The sequence below is a fragment of the Campylobacter sp. BCW_6460 genome, from assembly GCF_001762705.1.
Classification (GTDB): Bacteria; Campylobacterota; Campylobacteria; order Campylobacterales; family Campylobacteraceae; genus Campylobacter_D; species Campylobacter_D jejuni.
The window spans coordinates 39,747-57,902 of sequence record NZ_MJXI01000033.1 but is presented as its reverse complement, the minus strand read 5'-3'; the positions used below and the strand labels follow the sequence as shown (position 1 = coordinate 57,902).

General features: G+C 28.3%; 18 protein-coding genes and 3 pseudogenes. 9 read left to right on the top strand and 12 right to left on the bottom strand.

The features are described from left to right. The first annotated feature begins 1 nt into the window (after window position 1). A complete protein-coding gene (locus AJ881_RS05985) occupies window positions 2–1,933 on the top strand; it encodes a sensor histidine kinase (RefSeq protein WP_070282744.1) in 1,932 nt (643 codons plus the stop codon). On the opposite strand, the gene uvrB is transcribed toward AJ881_RS05985, so the two are convergent. Next, entirely contained in the window at window positions 1,928–3,901 is a 1,974-nt protein-coding gene (uvrB, locus tag AJ881_RS05980) for an excinuclease ABC subunit UvrB (protein ID WP_070282746.1), read from the bottom strand. The two genes, AJ881_RS05985 and uvrB, sit on opposite strands and share 6 nt — an antisense overlap. Before the next feature lie 153 nt (window positions 3,902–4,054). On the opposite strand from uvrB, the gene AJ881_RS05975 reads away from it, so the two are divergent. From AJ881_RS05975 to AJ881_RS05960, 4 genes are read left to right on the top strand one after another with little or no spacing between them, the layout of a single operon-like run. Next, window positions 4,055–4,285 (top strand): hypothetical protein, encoded by a 231-nt coding sequence (locus AJ881_RS05975; RefSeq protein ID WP_002852327.1) that lies wholly within the window; start codon window positions 4,055–4,057, stop codon window positions 4,283–4,285. Continuing rightward, window positions 4,275–4,517, top strand: a complete 243-nt coding sequence (locus tag AJ881_RS05970) for a hypothetical protein (protein ID WP_002854947.1) — start codon at window positions 4,275–4,277, stop codon at window positions 4,515–4,517. The genes AJ881_RS05975 and AJ881_RS05970 overlap by 11 nt, the downstream gene beginning before the upstream one ends. After that, window positions 4,514–4,951: a prepilin-type N-terminal cleavage/methylation domain-containing protein gene (locus AJ881_RS05965; protein WP_002893056.1), complete on the top strand. Its 438-nt coding sequence runs from the start codon at window positions 4,514–4,516 to the stop codon at window positions 4,949–4,951. The genes AJ881_RS05970 and AJ881_RS05965 overlap by 4 nt, the downstream gene beginning before the upstream one ends. Further along, window positions 4,933–6,786 carry a primosomal protein N' gene (locus AJ881_RS05960; protein ID WP_083259455.1) on the top strand — a complete coding sequence of 618 codons (1,854 nt, stop codon included), beginning with the start codon at window positions 4,933–4,935 and terminating at the stop codon, window positions 6,784–6,786. Before AJ881_RS05965 ends, AJ881_RS05960 begins: the two co-directional genes overlap by 19 nt. On the opposite strand, the gene AJ881_RS05955 is transcribed toward AJ881_RS05960, so the two are convergent. The 8 genes and pseudogenes from AJ881_RS05955 to AJ881_RS05925 all read right to left on the bottom strand — a co-directional run bounded on the left by AJ881_RS05955 (window position 6,779) and on the right by AJ881_RS05925 (window position 13,668). After that, a complete protein-coding gene (locus AJ881_RS05955) occupies window positions 6,779–7,537 on the bottom strand; it encodes a CTP:phosphoglutamine cytidylyltransferase (RefSeq protein WP_070261152.1) in 759 nt (252 codons plus the stop codon). The genes AJ881_RS05960 and AJ881_RS05955 overlap by 8 nt on opposite strands. A gap of 1 nt (window position 7,538) precedes the next feature. Continuing rightward, window positions 7,539–8,141 (bottom strand): gamma-glutamyl-CDP-amidate hydrolase, encoded by a 603-nt coding sequence (locus AJ881_RS05950; RefSeq protein WP_052804305.1) that lies wholly within the window; start codon window positions 8,139–8,141, stop codon window positions 7,539–7,541. Then, entirely contained in the window at window positions 8,132–10,471 is a 2,340-nt protein-coding gene (locus AJ881_RS05945) for a PEP-utilizing enzyme (protein ID WP_070282748.1), read from the bottom strand. The genes AJ881_RS05950 and AJ881_RS05945 overlap by 10 nt, the downstream gene beginning before the upstream one ends. Window positions 10,472–10,485: 14 nt before the next feature. Next, window positions 10,486–11,247 (bottom strand): class I SAM-dependent methyltransferase, encoded by a 762-nt coding sequence (locus AJ881_RS05940; RefSeq protein WP_070282749.1) that lies wholly within the window; start codon window positions 11,245–11,247, stop codon window positions 10,486–10,488. A 52-nt stretch (window positions 11,248–11,299) separates the two neighbouring features. Further along, window positions 11,300–12,072, bottom strand: a pseudogene (locus AJ881_RS05935) (class I SAM-dependent methyltransferase). Between the two features lie 283 nt (window positions 12,073–12,355). Further along, on the bottom strand, window positions 12,356–12,523 hold the full coding sequence (locus AJ881_RS09445) for a hypothetical protein (protein ID WP_002877668.1): 168 nt from the start codon (window positions 12,521–12,523) through the stop codon (window positions 12,356–12,358). A 195-nt stretch (window positions 12,524–12,718) separates the two neighbouring features. Further along, complete coding sequence (locus tag AJ881_RS09440) at window positions 12,719–13,063, bottom strand: hypothetical protein (protein WP_171824254.1); 345 nt, start codon at window positions 13,061–13,063, stop codon at window positions 12,719–12,721. A gap of 161 nt (window positions 13,064–13,224) precedes the next feature. Continuing rightward, window positions 13,225–13,668 (bottom strand): helix-turn-helix transcriptional regulator, encoded by a 444-nt coding sequence (locus tag AJ881_RS05925; RefSeq protein ID WP_070261442.1) that lies wholly within the window; start codon window positions 13,666–13,668, stop codon window positions 13,225–13,227. Between AJ881_RS05925 and AJ881_RS09215 the strand changes: the two are divergent. The 3 genes and pseudogenes from AJ881_RS09215 to AJ881_RS05920 all read left to right on the top strand — a co-directional run. Continuing rightward, window positions 13,646–13,816, top strand: a pseudogene (locus tag AJ881_RS09215) (DNA adenine methylase); the annotation flags it as partial. The gene AJ881_RS05925 and the pseudogene AJ881_RS09215 sit on opposite strands and share 23 nt — an antisense overlap. 207 nt (window positions 13,817–14,023) lie before the next feature. Next, a complete protein-coding gene (locus tag AJ881_RS09435; protein ID WP_162298020.1) occupies window positions 14,024–14,191 on the top strand; it encodes a hypothetical protein in 168 nt (55 codons plus the stop codon). Between the two features lie 60 nt (window positions 14,192–14,251). Further along, window positions 14,252–14,530, top strand: coding sequence for an ImmA/IrrE family metallo-endopeptidase (locus AJ881_RS05920; RefSeq protein ID WP_180371133.1), 279 nt, complete (start codon window positions 14,252–14,254; stop codon window positions 14,528–14,530). Here the strand turns inward: AJ881_RS05920 and AJ881_RS05915 are convergent. Together AJ881_RS05915 and AJ881_RS05910 are read right to left on the bottom strand one after the other, a co-directional pair. After that, entirely contained in the window at window positions 14,527–14,811 is a 285-nt protein-coding gene (locus AJ881_RS05915; protein ID WP_070261443.1) for a hypothetical protein, read from the bottom strand. The genes AJ881_RS05920 and AJ881_RS05915 overlap by 4 nt on opposite strands. A 59-nt stretch (window positions 14,812–14,870) precedes the next feature. Continuing rightward, window positions 14,871–15,342, bottom strand: a pseudogene (locus AJ881_RS05910) (S24 family peptidase). Between the two features lie 255 nt (window positions 15,343–15,597). Here AJ881_RS05910 and AJ881_RS05905 point away from each other — a divergent pair. Beyond that, window positions 15,598–16,191, top strand: a complete 594-nt coding sequence (locus tag AJ881_RS05905; protein ID WP_070261444.1) for a hypothetical protein — start codon at window positions 15,598–15,600, stop codon at window positions 16,189–16,191. A gap of 572 nt (window positions 16,192–16,763) precedes the next feature. Here AJ881_RS05905 and AJ881_RS05900 read toward each other — a convergent pair. Next, entirely contained in the window at window positions 16,764–18,155 is a 1,392-nt protein-coding gene (locus tag AJ881_RS05900; RefSeq protein WP_070282751.1) for a DUF2972 domain-containing protein, read from the bottom strand. Window position 18,156: the final 1 nt, after the last annotated feature.

The window sequence follows — 18,156 nt, the reverse complement described above, 5'->3', positions numbered from 1 at the left end:
CATGCAAAGACAAAGTCCTGAACAAATTCTTAAAAAACTTGAGGTTAAAGCCAAGGAAGAAGAAAAAAACAAACTTGCAAAATTAAAAATCTTCTTAGGTTATGCTGCAGGTTCTGGAAAAACTTATGCTATGTTAAGTGAAGCTAGAACTTTAAGGGATAATGGAGTTGATGTTATTTTAGGCTATATAGAGCCTCACGATAGACCTGAAACAATGGCTTTAACACAAGGTTTTGAAAGTATAGCTAATCTTGAAATTCCTTATAAAAATATAGTATTAAAAGAATTTGATTTAGACGCTACCCTTAAGAGAAAACCTGCTTTGGTTTTAGTAGATGAGCTTGCACACACTAATGCTAAAGGCTTGCGTAATGAAAAGCGTTTTCAAGATATAGAAGAACTTCTAAAAGCAGGGATTGATGTTTATACTACTTTAAATATACAACATTTAGAAAGTTTAAATGATTTAGTCGCTAATATCAGTAAGATAGAAGTTAAAGAGCGTATTCCTGATCGTATTTTTGATGAGGCTGATCAGGTTGAACTTGTTGATATTGAACCCAATAAGCTTTTAAAAAGAATGCAAGATGGCAAAATTTATAAGGAAAAACAAGCTAAACTAGCACTTGAAAATTTCTTTCGACAAGAAAGACTTATAGCTTTGCGTGAGATTGCCTTAAGAAGACTTGCTTCAAGAGTGAATTTAAGAGCAAGTGAACAAAGGCTTATTAATGATGATTTAGCTTATCATACTGGAGAGCATATTTTAGTTTGTATTAATGCTTCAAATGCAAAGGTTATTCGTGCAGCTGCAAGACTTGCTTTAGCTTTTCATGCTAAATTGAGTGCGCTTTATATAAAAAATCCCAATATTAAAGAAGAAAAAGCCTTAGAAGAAAATATAGAACTAGCTAAAAGTTTTGATGCTGAAATCATTAGCGTATATGATGATGATATAGCAAGACAAATTGCAGAGTATTCAAGCCTTAGCAATGTTTCTAAAATTGTTTTAGGTAAAAATAAAGATAAAAAAAAGTTTAAAGAAGAGATTTTTGAAGCTGTTGCTAAAAAAGCACCCAATATTGATTTATATCTTGTTAATGAAAATCAAATTTCTACTCCTAAAATACGAAGTAAAAAAGGTTTTGATTTTTTAGGTTTTTTAAAAATCACAGGAGTTTTGCTTTTAGCAACTTTTATAGCTTTTGTATTTCATAAATTTAATACTCAGCCAAGTAATATAGTTATGATTTTTATTTTAGCAGTTTTTGCTTCTTCTTTTATTTCTGATAATAAAATTTTCGCCTTTTATTCTTCTTTGGTAAGTGTCTTGATTTATAATTTTTTCTTTTTAGAACCTATTTTTAGTCTTAAAGTTCATGATAGTGGAAATATTATTACTTTTACAACTATGTTTATAGTTGGATTTTTAACAGCTGTTTTTACTAGAAGATTAAAATTGCAATCTAAAGAACTCACTAAAAGAGCTTATAGAACAGCTATTTTGCTTGAAAATAGTGAAAAGTTAGCAAGAGTAAAAAGCAAACAAGAGCTTTGGGAACAACTTGGAAATCAAGCTTTAAAATTATTAAATTTACCTATTATTATTTATCCTATAAATAAAAACAATATTTTATCAAAACCTTTGTTGTTTTTTAACGATGATAAGCAAATGTTAAAAAATTGTTTTAGTGCCGATGAGATTGCTATTGCTCAATGGGTTGCAACAAATAAAGAAAGAGCAGGTGTTTGTACAAATACCCTGCCTAATGCTAATGCTATGTATTTACCTATAGAAGATGGGGAAAAAACTAAAGGGGTCATAGGTATAGTTTTAAAAGAAAAACGTCCCTTACAAGACTTTCAGTATGAAATTTTAAGTGCTTTACTTAATGAGGCGGGAGTTAGAACAAGGGATATATTTTTATTATAAATCCCTTAATTTATTAATCTCATCTCTAATTGCAGCAGCTTTTTCAAACTCAAGTGCTTTTGCTGCTTCAAGCATTTGCTTTCTTAATTCCTTGACAAGTTTTGCTCTTTCGCTAGCAGGCATTTTTTCTAGTTTTTTACCTTTGCGATAAATTTCGCCTAAATCCTCTTCATTTTTCAAGCTTTCTTCAATATGGCGTTTGACTGAAGCTGGCGTGATATTATATTTTTTATTATAAGCCATTTGAAGTTTGCGACGTTCATTGGTGGTATCCATAGCTTCTTGCATGGATTTTGTAATCTTTTTGCAAAAAAGCAAAACCTTACCATTAACATTTCTAGCTGCTCTTCCCATGGTTTGGATTAAACTTGTTGTACTTCTTAAAAAGCCTTCCTTATCTGCATCCATAATGGCAATGAGTGAAACTTCAGGTAGGTCTAGTCCTTCTCTAAGTAAGTTAATGCCAATTAGCATATCAAAAGCACCGCTTCTTAAACCTCTTATGATTTCATTGCGTTCTATAGCATCGATATCTGAGTGCATGTATTTGACTTTTATACCAAGTTCTAAATAATACCTTGTAAGTTCTTCAGCGAGTTTTTTAGTCAGCACGGTTACTAAAACCCGTTCGTTTCTTTGTATGACTTTTTTAGCCTCATCAAATAAAATTTCAACCTGATTATCACTATCTTTTAATTCTATTAAAGGATCAAGCAGTCCTGTAGGACGCATGATTTGATGAAAGATATTTTCTTTACTAAGTTCAAGTTCTAAAGGTGCGGGTGTGGCTGAAACAAAAAGAAATTGACAATTTTTATGGATAAATTCATCAAACATTAAAGGACGGTTATCCAAGGCTGAAGGCAAACGAAAACCATAATCAACCAAGGTTTGTTTTCTGCTTCTATCTCCTGCAAACATACCCCTAAATTGTGGTAAAGATACATGGCTTTCATCGACTATAACAAGAAATTTTCTATCTTTAATCGCAAAATAATCAAAAAGCGTATAAGGAGTATCACCTTCTTTAAGTCCTGTTAAATGCCTTGCATAATTTTCAACACCTTTACACATTCCTGTGCTTGTAAGCATTTCAAGATCAAATTCAACCCTTTGTTTAAGGCGTTGATATTCTACGAGTTTATTTTCATGTTCAAAATAAGCAAGGCGTTCGTTAAGTTCTGTTTTTATGTCTTTTATCGCTTGTTTTAATCTTGTTTCGCCCACGCTAAACTGGCTTGTAGGATAGAGTATGAAGCGTTTTAAATCTTTGCCTTTTTTATTTTCTAAAACATTGTAATGATACATAGCATCAAGCTCATCGCCAAAAAATTCAAGCCTTACTACTTCATCTTCATAATAAGCTGGATAAATGTCTATAATATCTCCTTGAACTCTAAAATCTGCACGATCAAAAAAATTATCATTTCTTTTATAACCCATATCTACAAGTTTTTTTAAAAGTTCTTTTTGTGAAATTTGCATACCTAGTTCAAAGATTAAAACCATGCCTATGTATTCATTTGGATTACCAAGTCCATAATTTGCTGAAACACTAGCTATGCAAACTACATCTTCATAACTTAAAAGAGAAGCAGTAGCACTCAGTCTTAAACGCTCTAAGTCTTCATTGGTTGAGCTGTCTTTTTCTATGAAAACATCAGTGCGTGGGATATAGGCTTCAGGTTGATAATAATCATAATAAGATATAAAATATTCCACATGATTTTTAGAAAAAAAGCCTTTAAATTCGCTATAAAGTTGTGCACAAAGGCTTTTGTTGTGACTCATGATAAGAGTGGGTATATTAAGTTCTTTAATGACATTTGCCATGGTAAAGGTTTTTCCACTTCCTGTAACGCCTAGTAAGGTTTGATATTTGTTGCCTTTTTTTATACTTTTTACTATGCCTTTTATGGCTTCTTGTTGATCGGGACTGGGTTTAAATTCGCTGGTAAGTTCTAACATTTTTTTACTTTATTTTTATTTTTGAAAAAATTTTAAAAGAAAATACTTTAATTAAAAATTAATTGACAATAAAAACCTAAATTTAAATTTTTTTCTGCTACAATATCAAATAATATTTTCCATAAATTACAAATTTCTTAAGAAGGCAAAAATATGTTTGATGAAAAAATAATCAATACTATGACAGATAAAGTAAATGAATTAATTGAAAAGTATAACGAAGTTTGTGAAGCCAATGAGGCTTTAAGAAATGAGCTTGTAAGCGTTAAAGCACAAAATGAAGCAAAAAGTAATCAAATCATGCGTTTAGAAGAAGAACTTAAATCTCGCAATATAGAAAGCGAAGATATTTATAAGAAAATAGAGGCTGTTCTTGGCAGATAATCTAAAACAAGTCATTGTTAATGTTAATGCAAAAGATTTCATTGTTAAGTGTAGTGAAGAATTTGCAAATTTTTTAGAAGATGATATCGCTTTGATTTCTGGCGGTACTAAAAAAATAGAACTTAAACGCTTTGTAGATGCGTTTGTTAAAAAAAGTTATGAAAATTATATTTTAGAAAGAGAACTTAAGAAACTAATAAAAGCAATCAATGAAGAACTCCCGACAAAATGAATAAAGCTTTTACTTTGCTTGAGCTTGTTTTTGTGATTTTGATTTTGGGAATTTTATCAAGCTTATCTTTATCTTTTATCAATACTACAAAAGATGAGGTTAAAATTTTAAAATTAAAAATGGACTATGAAATGCTAAGCTCAGCTCTTGCTTTAATGCGTAGTCAAATGAGACTTAAAAATTTAAATTTTCCAGAAATTTTAGATAATGCGCAAAACAATCAAGCCAAAGAAAAACTCTTTTATTGTTTAAATGATTGTGATTATTCTTTGCTTGATACGCCTATTTATTCTGATTTTAAATCTTGGATAAAAATAGGTAAAAATCACTATAGATTTGCATTAAACGCCAAAGAGATGATTGAATTTATTTATGATTCTAAAGAAGGTTTGTTAAAGTGTATAGGAAGTTCTAGATGCAAAGATCTGATATAAGATATTATGAACTTGCAATTTGTGGTTTGTATTTGGATAATTTAACTTTTCATAGTTTTGATGAAATCAAACCTTTAACACAAGTATTAGTGGATTTAAAAACTAAAAAAAACCTTAAAGCTATCGTGCTTAAAGAATGTCAAAAACCTGATTTTAAAACCGTAGAAATTAAAGAAATTACAGGGTATTTTCTAACTCCTTTGCAGTTTGAATTGGTAAATTTTATTGTTTATTATTATGCTTCAAAACTTGGTTTTGTTTTGGGTTTTTTTGAAACTAGTCCTAAGTATGAATGTCACAAAATGTTTTTTAAAGATACTCCTAAACTAAGCAATCAACAACAAAATGCCTTAAGTTTTCTTCAAAAAGAAAATAACTCCTTGCTTTTTGCTGATACGGGTAGTGGCAAGACTGAAATTTATATTTCTTTGATAAAAGAGTGTTTAGAACAGGGTAAGCAAGCTTTACTTTTAATGCCAGAAATCGCACTTACTCCACAAATGCAAAAGCGTTTAGAAGTGTATTTTAAGGATAATTTTTTCCTGTGGCATTCTAAAATTTCAAAGAAAAAAAAGCAAGAATATTTAGAGCGTTTTTGTAAGGGAGAAGTGCTTTTAGTAGCGGGTGCAAGATCGGCTTTGTTTTTGCCTTTTAGAAATTTAGGGCTTATTGTAGTAGATGAAGAACATGATAATTCTTATAAGGCTTCTAATCAGCCTTTTATCAATGCAAGAGATTTAGCACTTTTTTTGGGTCAAAAAAATAATATTAAAGTGGTTTTAGGTTCTGCAACCCCATCTTTAACGAGTTTTTACAAACAAAAAAGTTTTAGACTAAAAGGAACTTTTTTTGAGAGTAAAAAGCATTTTTTATATGATGAAAATGAGCTTGGTATAACGCCTATGCTTTTAAGTGAATTAGAAAAAAGTTTAAAACATCAAAAACAAGCTATAGTGTTTTTACCTACAAGGGCTAATTTTAGGCAAATCATTTGCAAGGATTGCGGGGAAACGATAAAATGTCCTTTTTGTTCTATTGCTATGAGTATGCATAAAAAGAAAAATGTTTTAAAATGTCATTATTGTAATTATACTTCTTTGATAGAGCAAAATTGTCCAAGTTGCAAAGGAGAAATGTTAGAAGCTAGAAAAATGGGGACTGCTGAACTTTTAGAGCTTTTGCAAAATGCTTTGCCTTTAGCAAAAATAGCAAAATTTGATAGCGATGAAATCACAAGCGTTAAAAAGCTTAATACTATTTTAAAAGACTTTAATGAAAATAAGATCGATATACTTATTGGCACCTCTATGCTTGCTAAAGGACATGATTATCATAGTGTGGATTTGAGTGTGATTTTAGGACTTGATGAGTATTTGTTGCGTCCTAGTTTTAGAGCGAGTGAAGAAACTTTAGCTTTAGCTATGCAAGTTGCAGGTAGGGCAGGGCGTAAAGGTGAAGCAAGAGTGCTTTTGCAAACAAAAAATAGAGCTTTTTTTGAAAGGTATATAGAGGATTATGATGCTTTTTTAAAAGATGAGTTAGAAAATAGAAAAGATCTTTATCCTCCATTTAAACGCCTTTTAAGAGTTCTTATAGAAGATAAGGATCAACAATCCTCACAAAAGCTTTGCGAAAAACTTGCTTATCAATTTAAAAATATCAAACAGGTAGAATTGGTAGGCTATGGAATTTGTGGAGTTGAAATGCTGCATGGAAAATATCGTTTTTATTTATTACTTAGAAGTGAAAATTATAAAGCTTTAGTGGCAATTGAAAATTATATTTTGCAATTTAAAAATGTAAGCGCGGATATTGACCCTATTGATTTTATATGAAATCAATTTTTAAATCACTCATAAAATCAATTTCACACCAATTGCCATCAATTTCCACTGCTTTTGCGTTGTTGTATTTTTCAATTAAAGCCTGCAAAAAACTTGTCATATACATATTTTCAAAATTTTTATTATCATATAAAATATCTCGGTCAAGCATTTCATAAAAAGTAATAACTTCAGAAAGAAATTGATAAGAAAATTTAAAAAGTCCTATATATTGAGCTTCTATCTCATCATAGGCATTAGCTTTTTTTCCAAGTTCTATAATATAACCATTTGTCATCTTTAATGTTTCAGCATCTTCTAAAGGATTTATAAAGCGTTTGCTCCAAAGCTTACGCCAAGACTTATCAACTACTATAGCAAGTTCTTCTTTGGCATTTATAAGCTTTTGCACGCAATCTTGAAAATAAACAATATCCGCATAAGAAATAATCAAATCTTGTTTTTCTTCGATGCATTTTAACATAAAATCTTTAGCGCAAAAAAAAGTATGAACCATATTGGTTTTATCATATTTTGAATTAATAAAAAAATGCTCAATATCATATTTATTAAGATAATTTTTTAGCACATCGTTTAAATATCCACCCACAACAGCTATTTCATTTATACCTGCTGATTTTAAAGCTTCGATTTCATAATCTATTATTTTTTTATTCTTATACTCAACCATACACTTTGGTTGATCTTTTGTTAAAGGCATCAGCCTTGATCCAAAACCTGCTGCTAAGATAATTGCATTCATATTATTCCTTGATTAAACTAAACCACTCTTTTAAAATTTGAATATTATTAAGCCCATTTTCTCTTTCAATATGCCACATTATACCAAAAATATTTTCATACTTATGTTTAAAAGCTTCTATAGTATTATCTTTTGCTAAGCAAAGTTCTACAAGATCTTCACCTAATTTTTCAATAGCAAAATTATGAAAAGAATTACTTATAAATTTTTCTTTTGAGAAAAATACTTCATGTTTGCCTATATGATTTTCACAAGGACTTATATGACTGTTAAAATAATGAGCTATCATCTGAGCTCCTCTGCAAATTCCTAAAAGTGGTATTTTTTCTTTTAAACAAATTTCTATAACTTGCTTTTCGTATAAATCTCTCTTTTTAGATAAAACATTAGGACTATAAAAACTTAAATCATTACCACCGCTTAATATCACAGCTTTTATTAGATGTTTATAATGAGAAAAATCTATTTCATAGCTAAGAGGAAGAGGAGTAAAATTTTTAAATAAATCTTTATTAAATAATTTCCCCCAATCCAAAGCCAAACATTCTCTTTCTTCATGATAACTTTCGTTGCAAATAAGCCTTTGAGTAATACCTATAAACAAAATATTTGCTCACTTTCACATTCTATATTTATTTTTTTAGCTTTTAAATATTTTTCAAAATTTTCTTCTCCAACTCCTATAACAGCAGGCATTCCAAGTTCTGAGGCACGAATGGCCATATGTGAATTAGCACCCCCATAACATGTAATAAGTCCTGCTATATTTTTTGTAAATAAATAATCATATCCAGGATCTGCTGCATAAATTAAAACAATCTTTCCTTCTAAATCTTTATCATTTTCCTTCGCCGTAAATGCAGTAATGCTCTTTTGTGTAATAAAATTTGGAATAATACTATGATTATAAAAAGAAAAAATTTCATCGGCATTGCAAAGTAAAGAAGGAAGTTTTATAGCTTGTGTAAGTTCATATTCTTTTTTATTGCGATTAATTTCTTTTACAAACTGCTCTTTTGGATTTATAGAATAAAGACTAGAATAAAGATTTAAAATGCTTTTTATATCAAGATGAGCCAAATCTTCTTTTTCAATACCATAATATTTGCCTAATTCTTCTATATAAACTATAGCCTTAGAAAGCAATCTAGTGAATTCAAATTTAACAAGCTCTCTACCCTCAATAGCCTGCTTTAAAAAATCAAAAAATTCACAAGCATTAATCTCTAATCCATGTTCTCTAAGTAAAGCATTTAAAGCTTTTGTCTTTTCTTCTGAAAAAACAAAAGCTTTATCTTGTAAATAAACTTTACTATCTTTTTGATCCACATCAAAATAAAGTTCAAAATCTTCATCATATCTTGGAGATAAAATATTATAAGTTCCTGCTCTTAAGTGTCCAAAATCTTTCAAAAATTGATCTTTGTTGTGAAAATTAAGATGGTTTGTTTGTTTGCTTAAATTTTTACTCACTGTATTGAGTGAATTTAAAAAATCATCTTTTTCCTCTTTAGTTATAAAATCAATCTCAACTAAAGAATTTAAAAGTTGCATTGCTGCAAATGCAGCCCTAGCCACCCCAGCAAAAGGCAATGTTCCATAACGCTTGCATTCTTCAATAAGCCAATAAATTTTATCAATTAAAGAAAAATTAGAATTAATAATGCCATCATATCTTTCTTTTAGCTTATAAGCTTTTTGTATGTCTTTTAAATAAAGCCCTGATCTAGGATTAATAATCTTATTTGTAAGTTCCAATAATGAAAATTCTAATCTTTTGATTTCATTTTCATTAAAACCATGATTTAAAAGTTCTTCTAATTTTTTAGAACTATTAAAGTCATAACAAGAATAAACTATATTAAATTCAATCTTATCGTGCAATTCATGATTTTTATTAAGCTTATCTAAGTAAAAATTGACAAGTTTTTGCGCGATATTTTCATCTAATTTTTTTGGTATAAAAGAATTAAAAGATAATCTTACATCCACATAAGGAATGCCTAAAAAAGAATGGATTAAAGGATGGGATCTTAAATCTCTATAACCATAATTATCTCTTTGATATGCCCAGATATTATCTGTAATGATTTCTTTATATAAACTAAAAGCTAAACGCTTAGGTCTTAACCCTATGATTTCAGCTGGATTCCAATCAGGCATTACCCCAAAAATGGCTTTATCTCCCAAAACCCTAGATCTTGATTCTTTTAAAGACTCAAAACGTTTATAAAATCTATATAAAGCTTCTTTTGGTAAAGAGTGAAATAAATTATTTTTTTCATGCATAACCAAAGGACGCACTTGCAAGCAAAAAAGTTCTTCCTCATCATCTTGAATAGCAAATGCAAATTCAACATCTAAAAAACAACAGTCATATAAAACTTCTAATTCTTTTATAAGTTCTATAATTTTTTGAAGTCTAATATCTTTAAATTCTAAATAATCTCTGTAATGATAGTAAGTTTTTGCACTCTTACTACTTCCATCTGTAATAGAGCTATTTGAACCATTTTCATCATATTGAAGACAAAAATAAGGGGAAAAATTATCCTTATCAACACTAAAACCAACACCGCAAAGAGTAATGTTTTCAAGCATAGGTTGAACTAAAATTTCATCGCTTTTTGATGGCATAGAATTGGCAACTTCATATAAAGCTTTTAATAATTCATCTTTAGAATCAGCTTTAATATTTGCCAAAGAAAGAAAAGCGCCTGCATTGGAGTTTTTCATACTATCTTCACTTAAAGAAGAACTTCTTATAATGAGTCTATTAGCCTTTAAAGTTTGAATGCCCTGTAAAACTTTATCTTCATTTGATATTAATTCTTCAAGCGAAGTTAAAACCAAAGGTAGAACTTTTGCTTTTTTTAATTTTGTTTGTAAATTTTTTAAATTTTGTGCTTTGGTTTTAAATTTTAACTCCGCCATATTTTTCCTTAGTTTTATATTTTTTTAGCACTCCAACAACGAGTGGTATATTTTATGCTAAATTCCTTAGGAAGTCTTTGTGAAATTTTATCACTAATTTTATTAAAAAGTTCATTTCCTTCATCAGTCTCCAAATCCCAGTAAGGATTTTTAACACTCTTCCATGCATTAATATAATTTTCAATGCTTTGATGAAAATAAAAATCCTCTTCAATATAAACAATATTATCAAAAAGATCCTTTCGACTCTCTATAATTGGTCTTTGATCTTCTCTTCTTGTTCCCCTTGTATAATTTGGTACAAATTCTACAATAGTATCTTCAGCTATTTTTTGCACAGGATCGTTTAAATCCCTGTGATTCCACATACAAGAAAAATATCCCTCTGATTTTAATAAGCGATGCGCCTCTTCTAAGGCTTCATTTCTATCCATTACATTAAAACTGCTACCAAAAGTCACCCAATCAAATTCACTATTTTGAAGTGTTGAGTTTAAGCCTGTTGCCCTAACCCAATCAATCTTCTCACCTTTGGTTCTTTCTATCCCAATCTCACGCATCGCATCATTTGGTTCTACAGATACTACCCTACATCCTCTTTCTAAAAGCATAATGCTTAAATTTCCAGTTCCTGCACCGATATCAGCCACCTTGATATCTCTTTTTCCAATAAGACTAATTAGCATATCTATAGTTTTTGGAGTATAATTTGGTCTATAGCTATAAAATTTAGCATGCTTGGTATAATCCCACACTTGTTCTACTAGTTTTTGCATTTTGTTTCCTTTTTTTCATCTTTGACAAGCTTGATGAAAAAAAAGAGGTATTTTATGCTTTTCTAGCTGTCCATGCTCTTATTTTATAAGGAATCTCTATACTTTGCATATGGGAAATTTTAGCTTCTATCATCTCTAAAATTTCCTTCCATCTTTTTTCACCTGCTTGTGCTTGTATATCATTTACAGAATGCCAAGCTCCAAGATAACGCTCTTTATCCCAAAACTCTTTATAGTCGCACTCCATAAAAAAGCAGTCTGTGAAATCTCCTGTTGAAACAAGAATTTCTTCCCATTTTTTAACATTTTGAGTGCCACTGCTTACACGAGCAAGCTCTGGAACAATATGTTTAATCTCCTTTTCGATTTCATCAAAAACCGAACCCTCTACAATGTGGCGAGGATTCCAAATCGCAGTGAAATACCCCCCCCTGTCAATATACGATTAAATTCTGGGAGAGATTTTTTAGGATCTGTCCAATGAAAAGAACTAGCCATGATGACCCAATCAGCTTGATTGTTGCTCATGCAGGTTTCTTCACCACTTCCTTTGTGCCAAGAAATATTTGATAAATTTTGTGTAAATTTTTGCCCTTCTTTACGCATATTATCATTTGGCTCCACAGCACTAATTTGGCATCCAAACATTTCTCCCAGCATCTTAGTAAGTTTTCCAGTTCCAGCTCCTACTTCAACAATATTTAAATCTTTTAAATTTTTATTTTTATCATTGATACAAGATACAAGTTTTTCAAGTAAAAATGGACTATAAGCAGGTCTATTATGATAATGCTTTGCAACCTCTGTAAAATCTCCTTGTTTCATATTAATTTCTTTCTCTAATTTTAAACACAATTATATCTTTTTTTTATTAATTTACAAATCTTTTGTCGGCGGAAAAATAAAATTTCCATTTGGAAAAATAAAACTTCCATAAAAGTGGAAATTTTATTTTTCTACAAACCTTAAACTTAAAATATAACTTTATTAAAATAAAACTAACAAAAAATTCGTTTATGATGTTCATCTTCTTTAACAATAGTTTTCATATCCAAATAATGCTTTACTATATATTTTGGAATGTTAAAGTCGTAATCAGAGTGCGGCTTTAAATCAAAACGATTAAAAGTTTGTAATTTTTATAATATTCCCTACTGTTAAAAAAACTATGTTCTACTATATTAAAAATTGATGTATCTTCATAAAAATTTGGCGGATAATATATATCTATACTTTCATCATCTTTTAAAAAAGTAAGTATTATATAAAGCTTCATTCAACTCATCACTCCTATGCATTGTTTGCATAGGAAAATAGCTTCCTTCTGGTATTTCATTAAAAAGAAGTCGATATAGTAGCGATAAGCTCTTAAACTTAATTTGCTTTTTATTTGAACGGGGTCCGAAAATTCGTGCAAATATCTCTTCCTAGATCGTATATATTTTTTAAAATATTCAGGAAGTTCACTTTGTCATTTTAAATATTTGAATATTTGCTCATAAACCTCTTTTAACAATCCAATATCATCACAATCTTTAACTGTATATGCCAATATTTTTTCATACTTGTTAAGCTTTAAAAAATCATTCCAAGTTACTGGAAAACATTTGTATAAAAATTCTTTTCTAGCAATCTCTTCATAATTAATTTGGCTAGTTTGAATTAATCCAGCTGTACAAGTTAATTCAACCTCAACATCTTTATTCTCTGGAGTTTTTATGGTAAAAATTTCGCGTGAGGTTATTTGAAATTTATTAAGTTCCAAGTCCTTATTTTGCTCTTTTTCTTTTTTAAAATTTTCATCAATTTTCTGCATTTTTTACCTATGCTCTTCGTTGATTTTTTGCATTTCCTGCTTATATTCATTCCAAATTTCTTTTAGCGGCTTATTTGGTGTTCCTTTTATTTTTCTATATAAATAATTACATAAAAGATTATTAATATTAGCAACACAATATTCACTTTAATTCCTTTAAATTATATAATAAAACGCAAAACTTTGCCTTGTATAATCAGCTCAACTTGCGAGTCTTTTAAGTCCAAACTATAGCTTTTATAATCCTTATTTACACTAATAATATCTAAAACTTTACTTATTGGATCTAATTGCATAAGTTTAACCATTAATTGGTTATCAAAATTTAAAATATACAATCCATCTCCTTGATACTTATGCGTTTCTTCAAAAACAACCCAGCTATCAGGTAAAAGCATTGGAACCATAGAATAACCATCAACTTTAATAGCTTTCACATTTTTAGGCGTTGTTTTAAAAAAGGCTTTACTAAGCTCAAGCATTTCACCTGTTTCATATCCTTCGAGCCCAATTAACTCATTGTCACCACTGGTAGAAGCGGAAACATTAAGTTTTGGTATTGAATAAAAATTAGCATCTCGCTGCAAGTTGTTAAAAAATATCAAAGGTAAATTTATGCTTTCTTATAATGATTGTGAGCTTATAAGAAAGCTTTATAAAGATTTTAATTTTAAGGAGTTGAAAGTAAGGTATTCTTTAAATAATAATGTTTTAAAAAGAAAAGAAAGCAAAGAGCTTTTGTTTAAAAGCTAAGAGAGTAAAAATGCTCTCTTTAATATTTAATTTTGTAAAAAATATGGTAAAGTACCTTTAAAATTAAAAGTAATTTAAGGATTTATTATAGAAAACAATTACACCAATTCTGATATTATTGCTATTGCAAATTCTTATTTAACCCATGCGACTGCAATTGTTACTATTGCTACTTTATTGACAGCTATTGTTGCCATAGGACTTACTATGTACTATAATCGAGATAGAAAAAAATTATTAAAAGAAGCAATTGATGTATTTTTGGATAAAATTATAGAAGATGAGGAATTACGCAATGATTTTATAAATAAAATTTTAAAAAATAGTGAATTTATGGAAGAATTTGAAAAAATGGTCGATTTATATAATAAATGATAAAATATCTATGTTAACAGATATCGAACAAGAAAAATCAACAAGAATAGGAGGTTTGGAATGACTTATAAAGAAATAAAAGATAAAACCCCTTATGAGATTTTAGATTTATTAGAAATGAAAGAACCGCCATTCAATCCGTTTGAAATTGCTCAAAAGTTAGGTATAAATGTAGTTAAAGATCTTGACCTTGATAAAATTGACACTGAGGGTCAAATTAGTATAGATGTAAAAGGTAAGCCTGTTATCTGGATAAATCCACTTAAAAATGAAAATAGACAGCGTTTTACATTGGCACATGAATTGGGGTATTTAACCAATGATATTTTACCTATTTAAAGCAAAGACGCTAAAAATTCTAAAGCTTCTTTGCTAAAATCTTTATTGCTTTCTTCTAGATACTCTTTATCTAAAATAGCTCCGTATTTTAATAAAAGTAAAATCGCTCCAAAATTATTATGAGTAATAGCATAAAATATAGGTTTATCTCCTATACATTCTTTAGTAGCACTCATGCCATTTTTAAGATATTCTAAAACAAGTTCGTTGTTATGATTGCTAATTGCGTTTATAAATCTTTTGCTAACACCATGTCTTATGTCTGCTGATACTCTATCCATCTTTATATCCTTTTGTATTGATGAGACAAGATTAGCTTCGTTTGACTGAATATGTGCTGTTACATCTTAGAAAGTTCTCCAATTACCACACCAATTAGCAAAAAATCTCCATTTTTATAAAATATATCTTTATATAAAGGATGTAAAGAGTGTAAAATCACTCCATCAACTTGTTTTAAAACTTGTTTTATAAAAAGTCCATCTCTAGTATTAATCACACAAATGCTTTTATTTTTAAAAGTTTTATTTCTATCTATTACACAAATACTTCCATCTTTTATAGATGGCTCCATGCTTTCTCCATAGCAAGTGATAAACTCACACTCTTTACTACCAATTGATCTTTGGGAGAGCTTCCGTAAAAGAAATAATTTATACTTATATTTCTTTCTTGTAAAAAATTGAGTATTTGTGGATAAGGAATGGGGTTTCTAAACTTCATTCTTTAGCTATATTTTTTGTTTTTAAATATCTTTTACCTTCACTAGCAAGTATGTCTTTTAATTTTTCGATTACTTCTTGCATTTGCATTTTAAATCCTTTAATTTTAATTTCAAAGAATTTAAACATAAAATTACAAAAAGTAATTAAAATATTTTATTTTGAAAAGTTGATTTTTTAAGTTAAAATTATAAGTTTATAAATAAAAATATATTTAATTTTGCATTAGAAATCAAAGTGAAAAAATAAGACTTTGATTTTACAAAGCAACTTTAAAAATTTGATTAAATAAAAAATTTAATATATAATTCTAATGAAATTTAATTACATATTAAAGGGATTTTAATGAAAATATTAAAAAATAAATACTTTATTATATTTCTATGTATAATTGGGTTTTTGATAGCAGTGTATTTATGTTTTGTATTTATTAGTGATTTAGAAAGCAGAATTAAAGCTATTATATCTATTGTTTCTGCTTATGTGGTTTCAGGCTCATTGGTGCTAAATGCTTATTCTATTTTTGAAAAAACAAGAGCAGATAAATTTAATTTAACAATGCAGTTATTATCCAAATGGGATGAAAAACATTTTATAGAGGCAAGAGATTATACAAGAGAGCAACAAAATATAAAATACGAAAAAGGAGATGAAGAAATATTAAAAAAAATTAAAGATAAAAACAATCCAGAATTAGAAAGATCAATTATAATGATGATGAATTATTTTGAAATACTTCAAACTTTTTTTGAAAACAACAAGATAGATGAAAATATTATAATGGAACATTTTGCACATATGATAAAAAACATCATAGGGAGATATGATTGTTATTTAAATAGCGATGATTTCAAAAAAAATAATCCCTTGGGACTCAAAAAACTTATGGCATTGAAAAATAGATGCGATATCTATATACAAAAACATAATTCATATTAATTAAAAAATAATATAGTTATATTTACAAGTCTAAAACTAAATATATATAAAAGTTAATATACCACTCTTTATATTTCTCTTTTAAAAAACATTATAATTGGCAAAAGTTATCATCAAAGTTAAAAAATAAAATCAAAAATAAAAATAATTTTTAAATAAATTAAAGTAATCTTAGTCTATTATAAGCTTACAAAAACCAACTAAATGTTTAAGTTTTATATGTAACTATCCTCCAAACCTTAAAGCTATAGATAGTTACATGGTTAAAAAACATAAGAATACTTTAAGTAAAAATGCAACTATCTTATAGGGTTAAAAACATTTTTGGGATATAAAATTAAAATCAAAACTCGTGTTTATCTGCCTTTTAAACAGCATTTAATCACTTTTTTTGGGACAAAACGGATATTTTGGGATATTTGGGATTTTTTACACTTTAAATTAGGAAAGATAAAAAGTTATTTTTATGAGCTTTAAAATCCTATTATTTGGTGGTTTTGCTAAAATTATTTAGGGATAGTTACATGTTCTTTTTAAAATACCCCTTACATCTTTTCCCTGAATATTGTCATCTAACTCTTGACGCATTTTTCAAATTCTTTATAGTATGTCCAAGAGTTAATTATATTGGGAAATTTTTGCTTTAAATGATTTAGATCATTTTCAAAAATATTAAAAAAAGTGTGAATAAGTGATTTATTTTTTATAAAATAATCTATTACATCTTTTTCTTTCATCATTTTTGATTCTGTTTCATCTATGGTTATTTTAATTTGATATAAAAAATCATACAAATAATGTTTAATTGTTGAAAATAAAAGATTGTTTTGTTCTAATTGCTTAAAATCATTTTTATTAATATATACACCCATATCATTACATAGGTCGTTTTTTATAATTTCTTGTATTATGTCTATTTTTTCATGATTGATATGTTTTCTGTCTAAAATTATGGGAATGCTAGAAGTTTTATCAATATTGAAATTTTTATTATTTTTAGGAGTATTAATATAAAAGGTGTTATTAATATCTTTAGAATTTGCATAGAGTGTGATAGGAAAAAGATAGCGAATATAACCTCTAAATTCTTTAATTTTAAATAAATCTAATTTATCTTTATGGGGGGGGGTAAAATTAAAATTTATAGCAAGCAAATTCATAGTATCGAAGGCCTTTGATTGACGGATTTCTTCCATATCAAGATAGTATACATTGTCTTTGTTAAAATATTTTAATAAATAAGAGATGATAAAAACTCCTTGTTGTAGTTTGTTTATATCGATTTTAATTTTATGATTTTGATGAGTAAGATAGTCAATATAATAACGCCAATCATAAGTTAGATTAAATTCAGAGGGATAGTTTCTTAAAACTTTACTCCAATCTCTTCCCCAGTTGTGCTTTAAAATTCCTATTGGATCGCGAACTCCGCAAATAATTTTAGAGTTAAAATCCAATAAAGATAGATATTTATCAAAATAAGGTAGATTAATTTCTGATATATTAATAGCATATTGAGTAATCGTATTGTCATTTAGACACATGTAATTAAGACAATATCTTTCTTTGGCATCAGGTGGTAAAACCCAGGAGGCAAAACAAGTTACATCGCAACATTGATTAAGGTATCTTAAAAATGCTGCTGCTCCAACGCCATGTGGAGAAATATAGATAAATTTATAGTGTTTAGGTAGGGGTAAATTTAAATCCCAGGCTAATTCTGCACAATGTTGACTAGCATCTATTTCTATGAAATTAGGATTGATTAAAGGTGGATAAGGATGTTTTGTTGATAAATATCTATTCTTAAATTCGCTAGAATTGAGCCAAGTGCAAATTGTTTCAATATTTTTCAAAACAAAGGTAAAAAATTTTTCATTATTCGAATTTTTTAAAGCTTGTAAAAGAATTTGAGCTAGGGTTGGAGTTAGGTTATTTTTTATATAGAGTAAAAGATTTTGCATA

Excerpts from the sequence above, each read along its gene's own strand:
- uvrB (WP_070282746.1), bottom strand. The coding sequence starts at position 3,901 with ATGTTAGAACTTACCAGCGAATTTAAACCCAGTCCCGATCAACAAGAA.
- AJ881_RS05920 (WP_180371133.1), top strand. The coding sequence starts at position 14,252 with ATGACTTATAAAGAAATAAAAGATAAAACCCCTTATGAGATTTTAGAT.
- AJ881_RS05955 (WP_070261152.1), bottom strand. The coding sequence starts at position 7,537 with ATGAATGCAATTATCTTAGCAGCAGGTTTTGGATCAAGGCTGATGCCT.
- AJ881_RS05945 (WP_070282748.1), bottom strand. The coding sequence starts at position 10,471 with ATGGCGGAGTTAAAATTTAAAACCAAAGCACAAAATTTAAAAAATTTA.
- AJ881_RS05940 (WP_070282749.1), bottom strand. The coding sequence starts at position 11,247 with ATGCAAAAACTAGTAGAACAAGTGTGGGATTATACCAAGCATGCTAAA.
- AJ881_RS05905 (WP_070261444.1), top strand. The coding sequence starts at position 15,598 with ATGAAAATATTAAAAAATAAATACTTTATTATATTTCTATGTATAATT.
- AJ881_RS05965 (WP_002893056.1), top strand. The coding sequence starts at position 4,514 with ATGAATAAAGCTTTTACTTTGCTTGAGCTTGTTTTTGTGATTTTGATT.
- AJ881_RS09435 (WP_162298020.1), top strand. The coding sequence starts at position 14,024 with ATGTACTATAATCGAGATAGAAAAAAATTATTAAAAGAAGCAATTGAT.
- AJ881_RS05985 (WP_070282744.1), top strand. The coding sequence starts at position 2 with ATGCAAAGACAAAGTCCTGAACAAATTCTTAAAAAACTTGAGGTTAAA.
- AJ881_RS09445 (WP_002877668.1), bottom strand. The coding sequence starts at position 12,523 with ATGAAGCTTTATATAATACTTACTTTTTTAAAAGATGATGAAAGTATA.
- AJ881_RS09440 (WP_171824254.1), bottom strand. The coding sequence starts at position 13,063 with ATGCAGAAAATTGATGAAAATTTTAAAAAAGAAAAAGAGCAAAATAAG.
- AJ881_RS05975 (WP_002852327.1), top strand. The coding sequence starts at position 4,055 with ATGTTTGATGAAAAAATAATCAATACTATGACAGATAAAGTAAATGAA.
- AJ881_RS05915 (WP_070261443.1), bottom strand. The coding sequence starts at position 14,811 with ATGGATAGAGTATCAGCAGACATAAGACATGGTGTTAGCAAAAGATTT.
- AJ881_RS05900 (WP_070282751.1), bottom strand. The coding sequence starts at position 18,155 with ATGCAAAATCTTTTACTCTATATAAAAAATAACCTAACTCCAACCCTA.
- AJ881_RS05960 (WP_083259455.1), top strand. The coding sequence starts at position 4,933 with ATGCAAAGATCTGATATAAGATATTATGAACTTGCAATTTGTGGTTTG.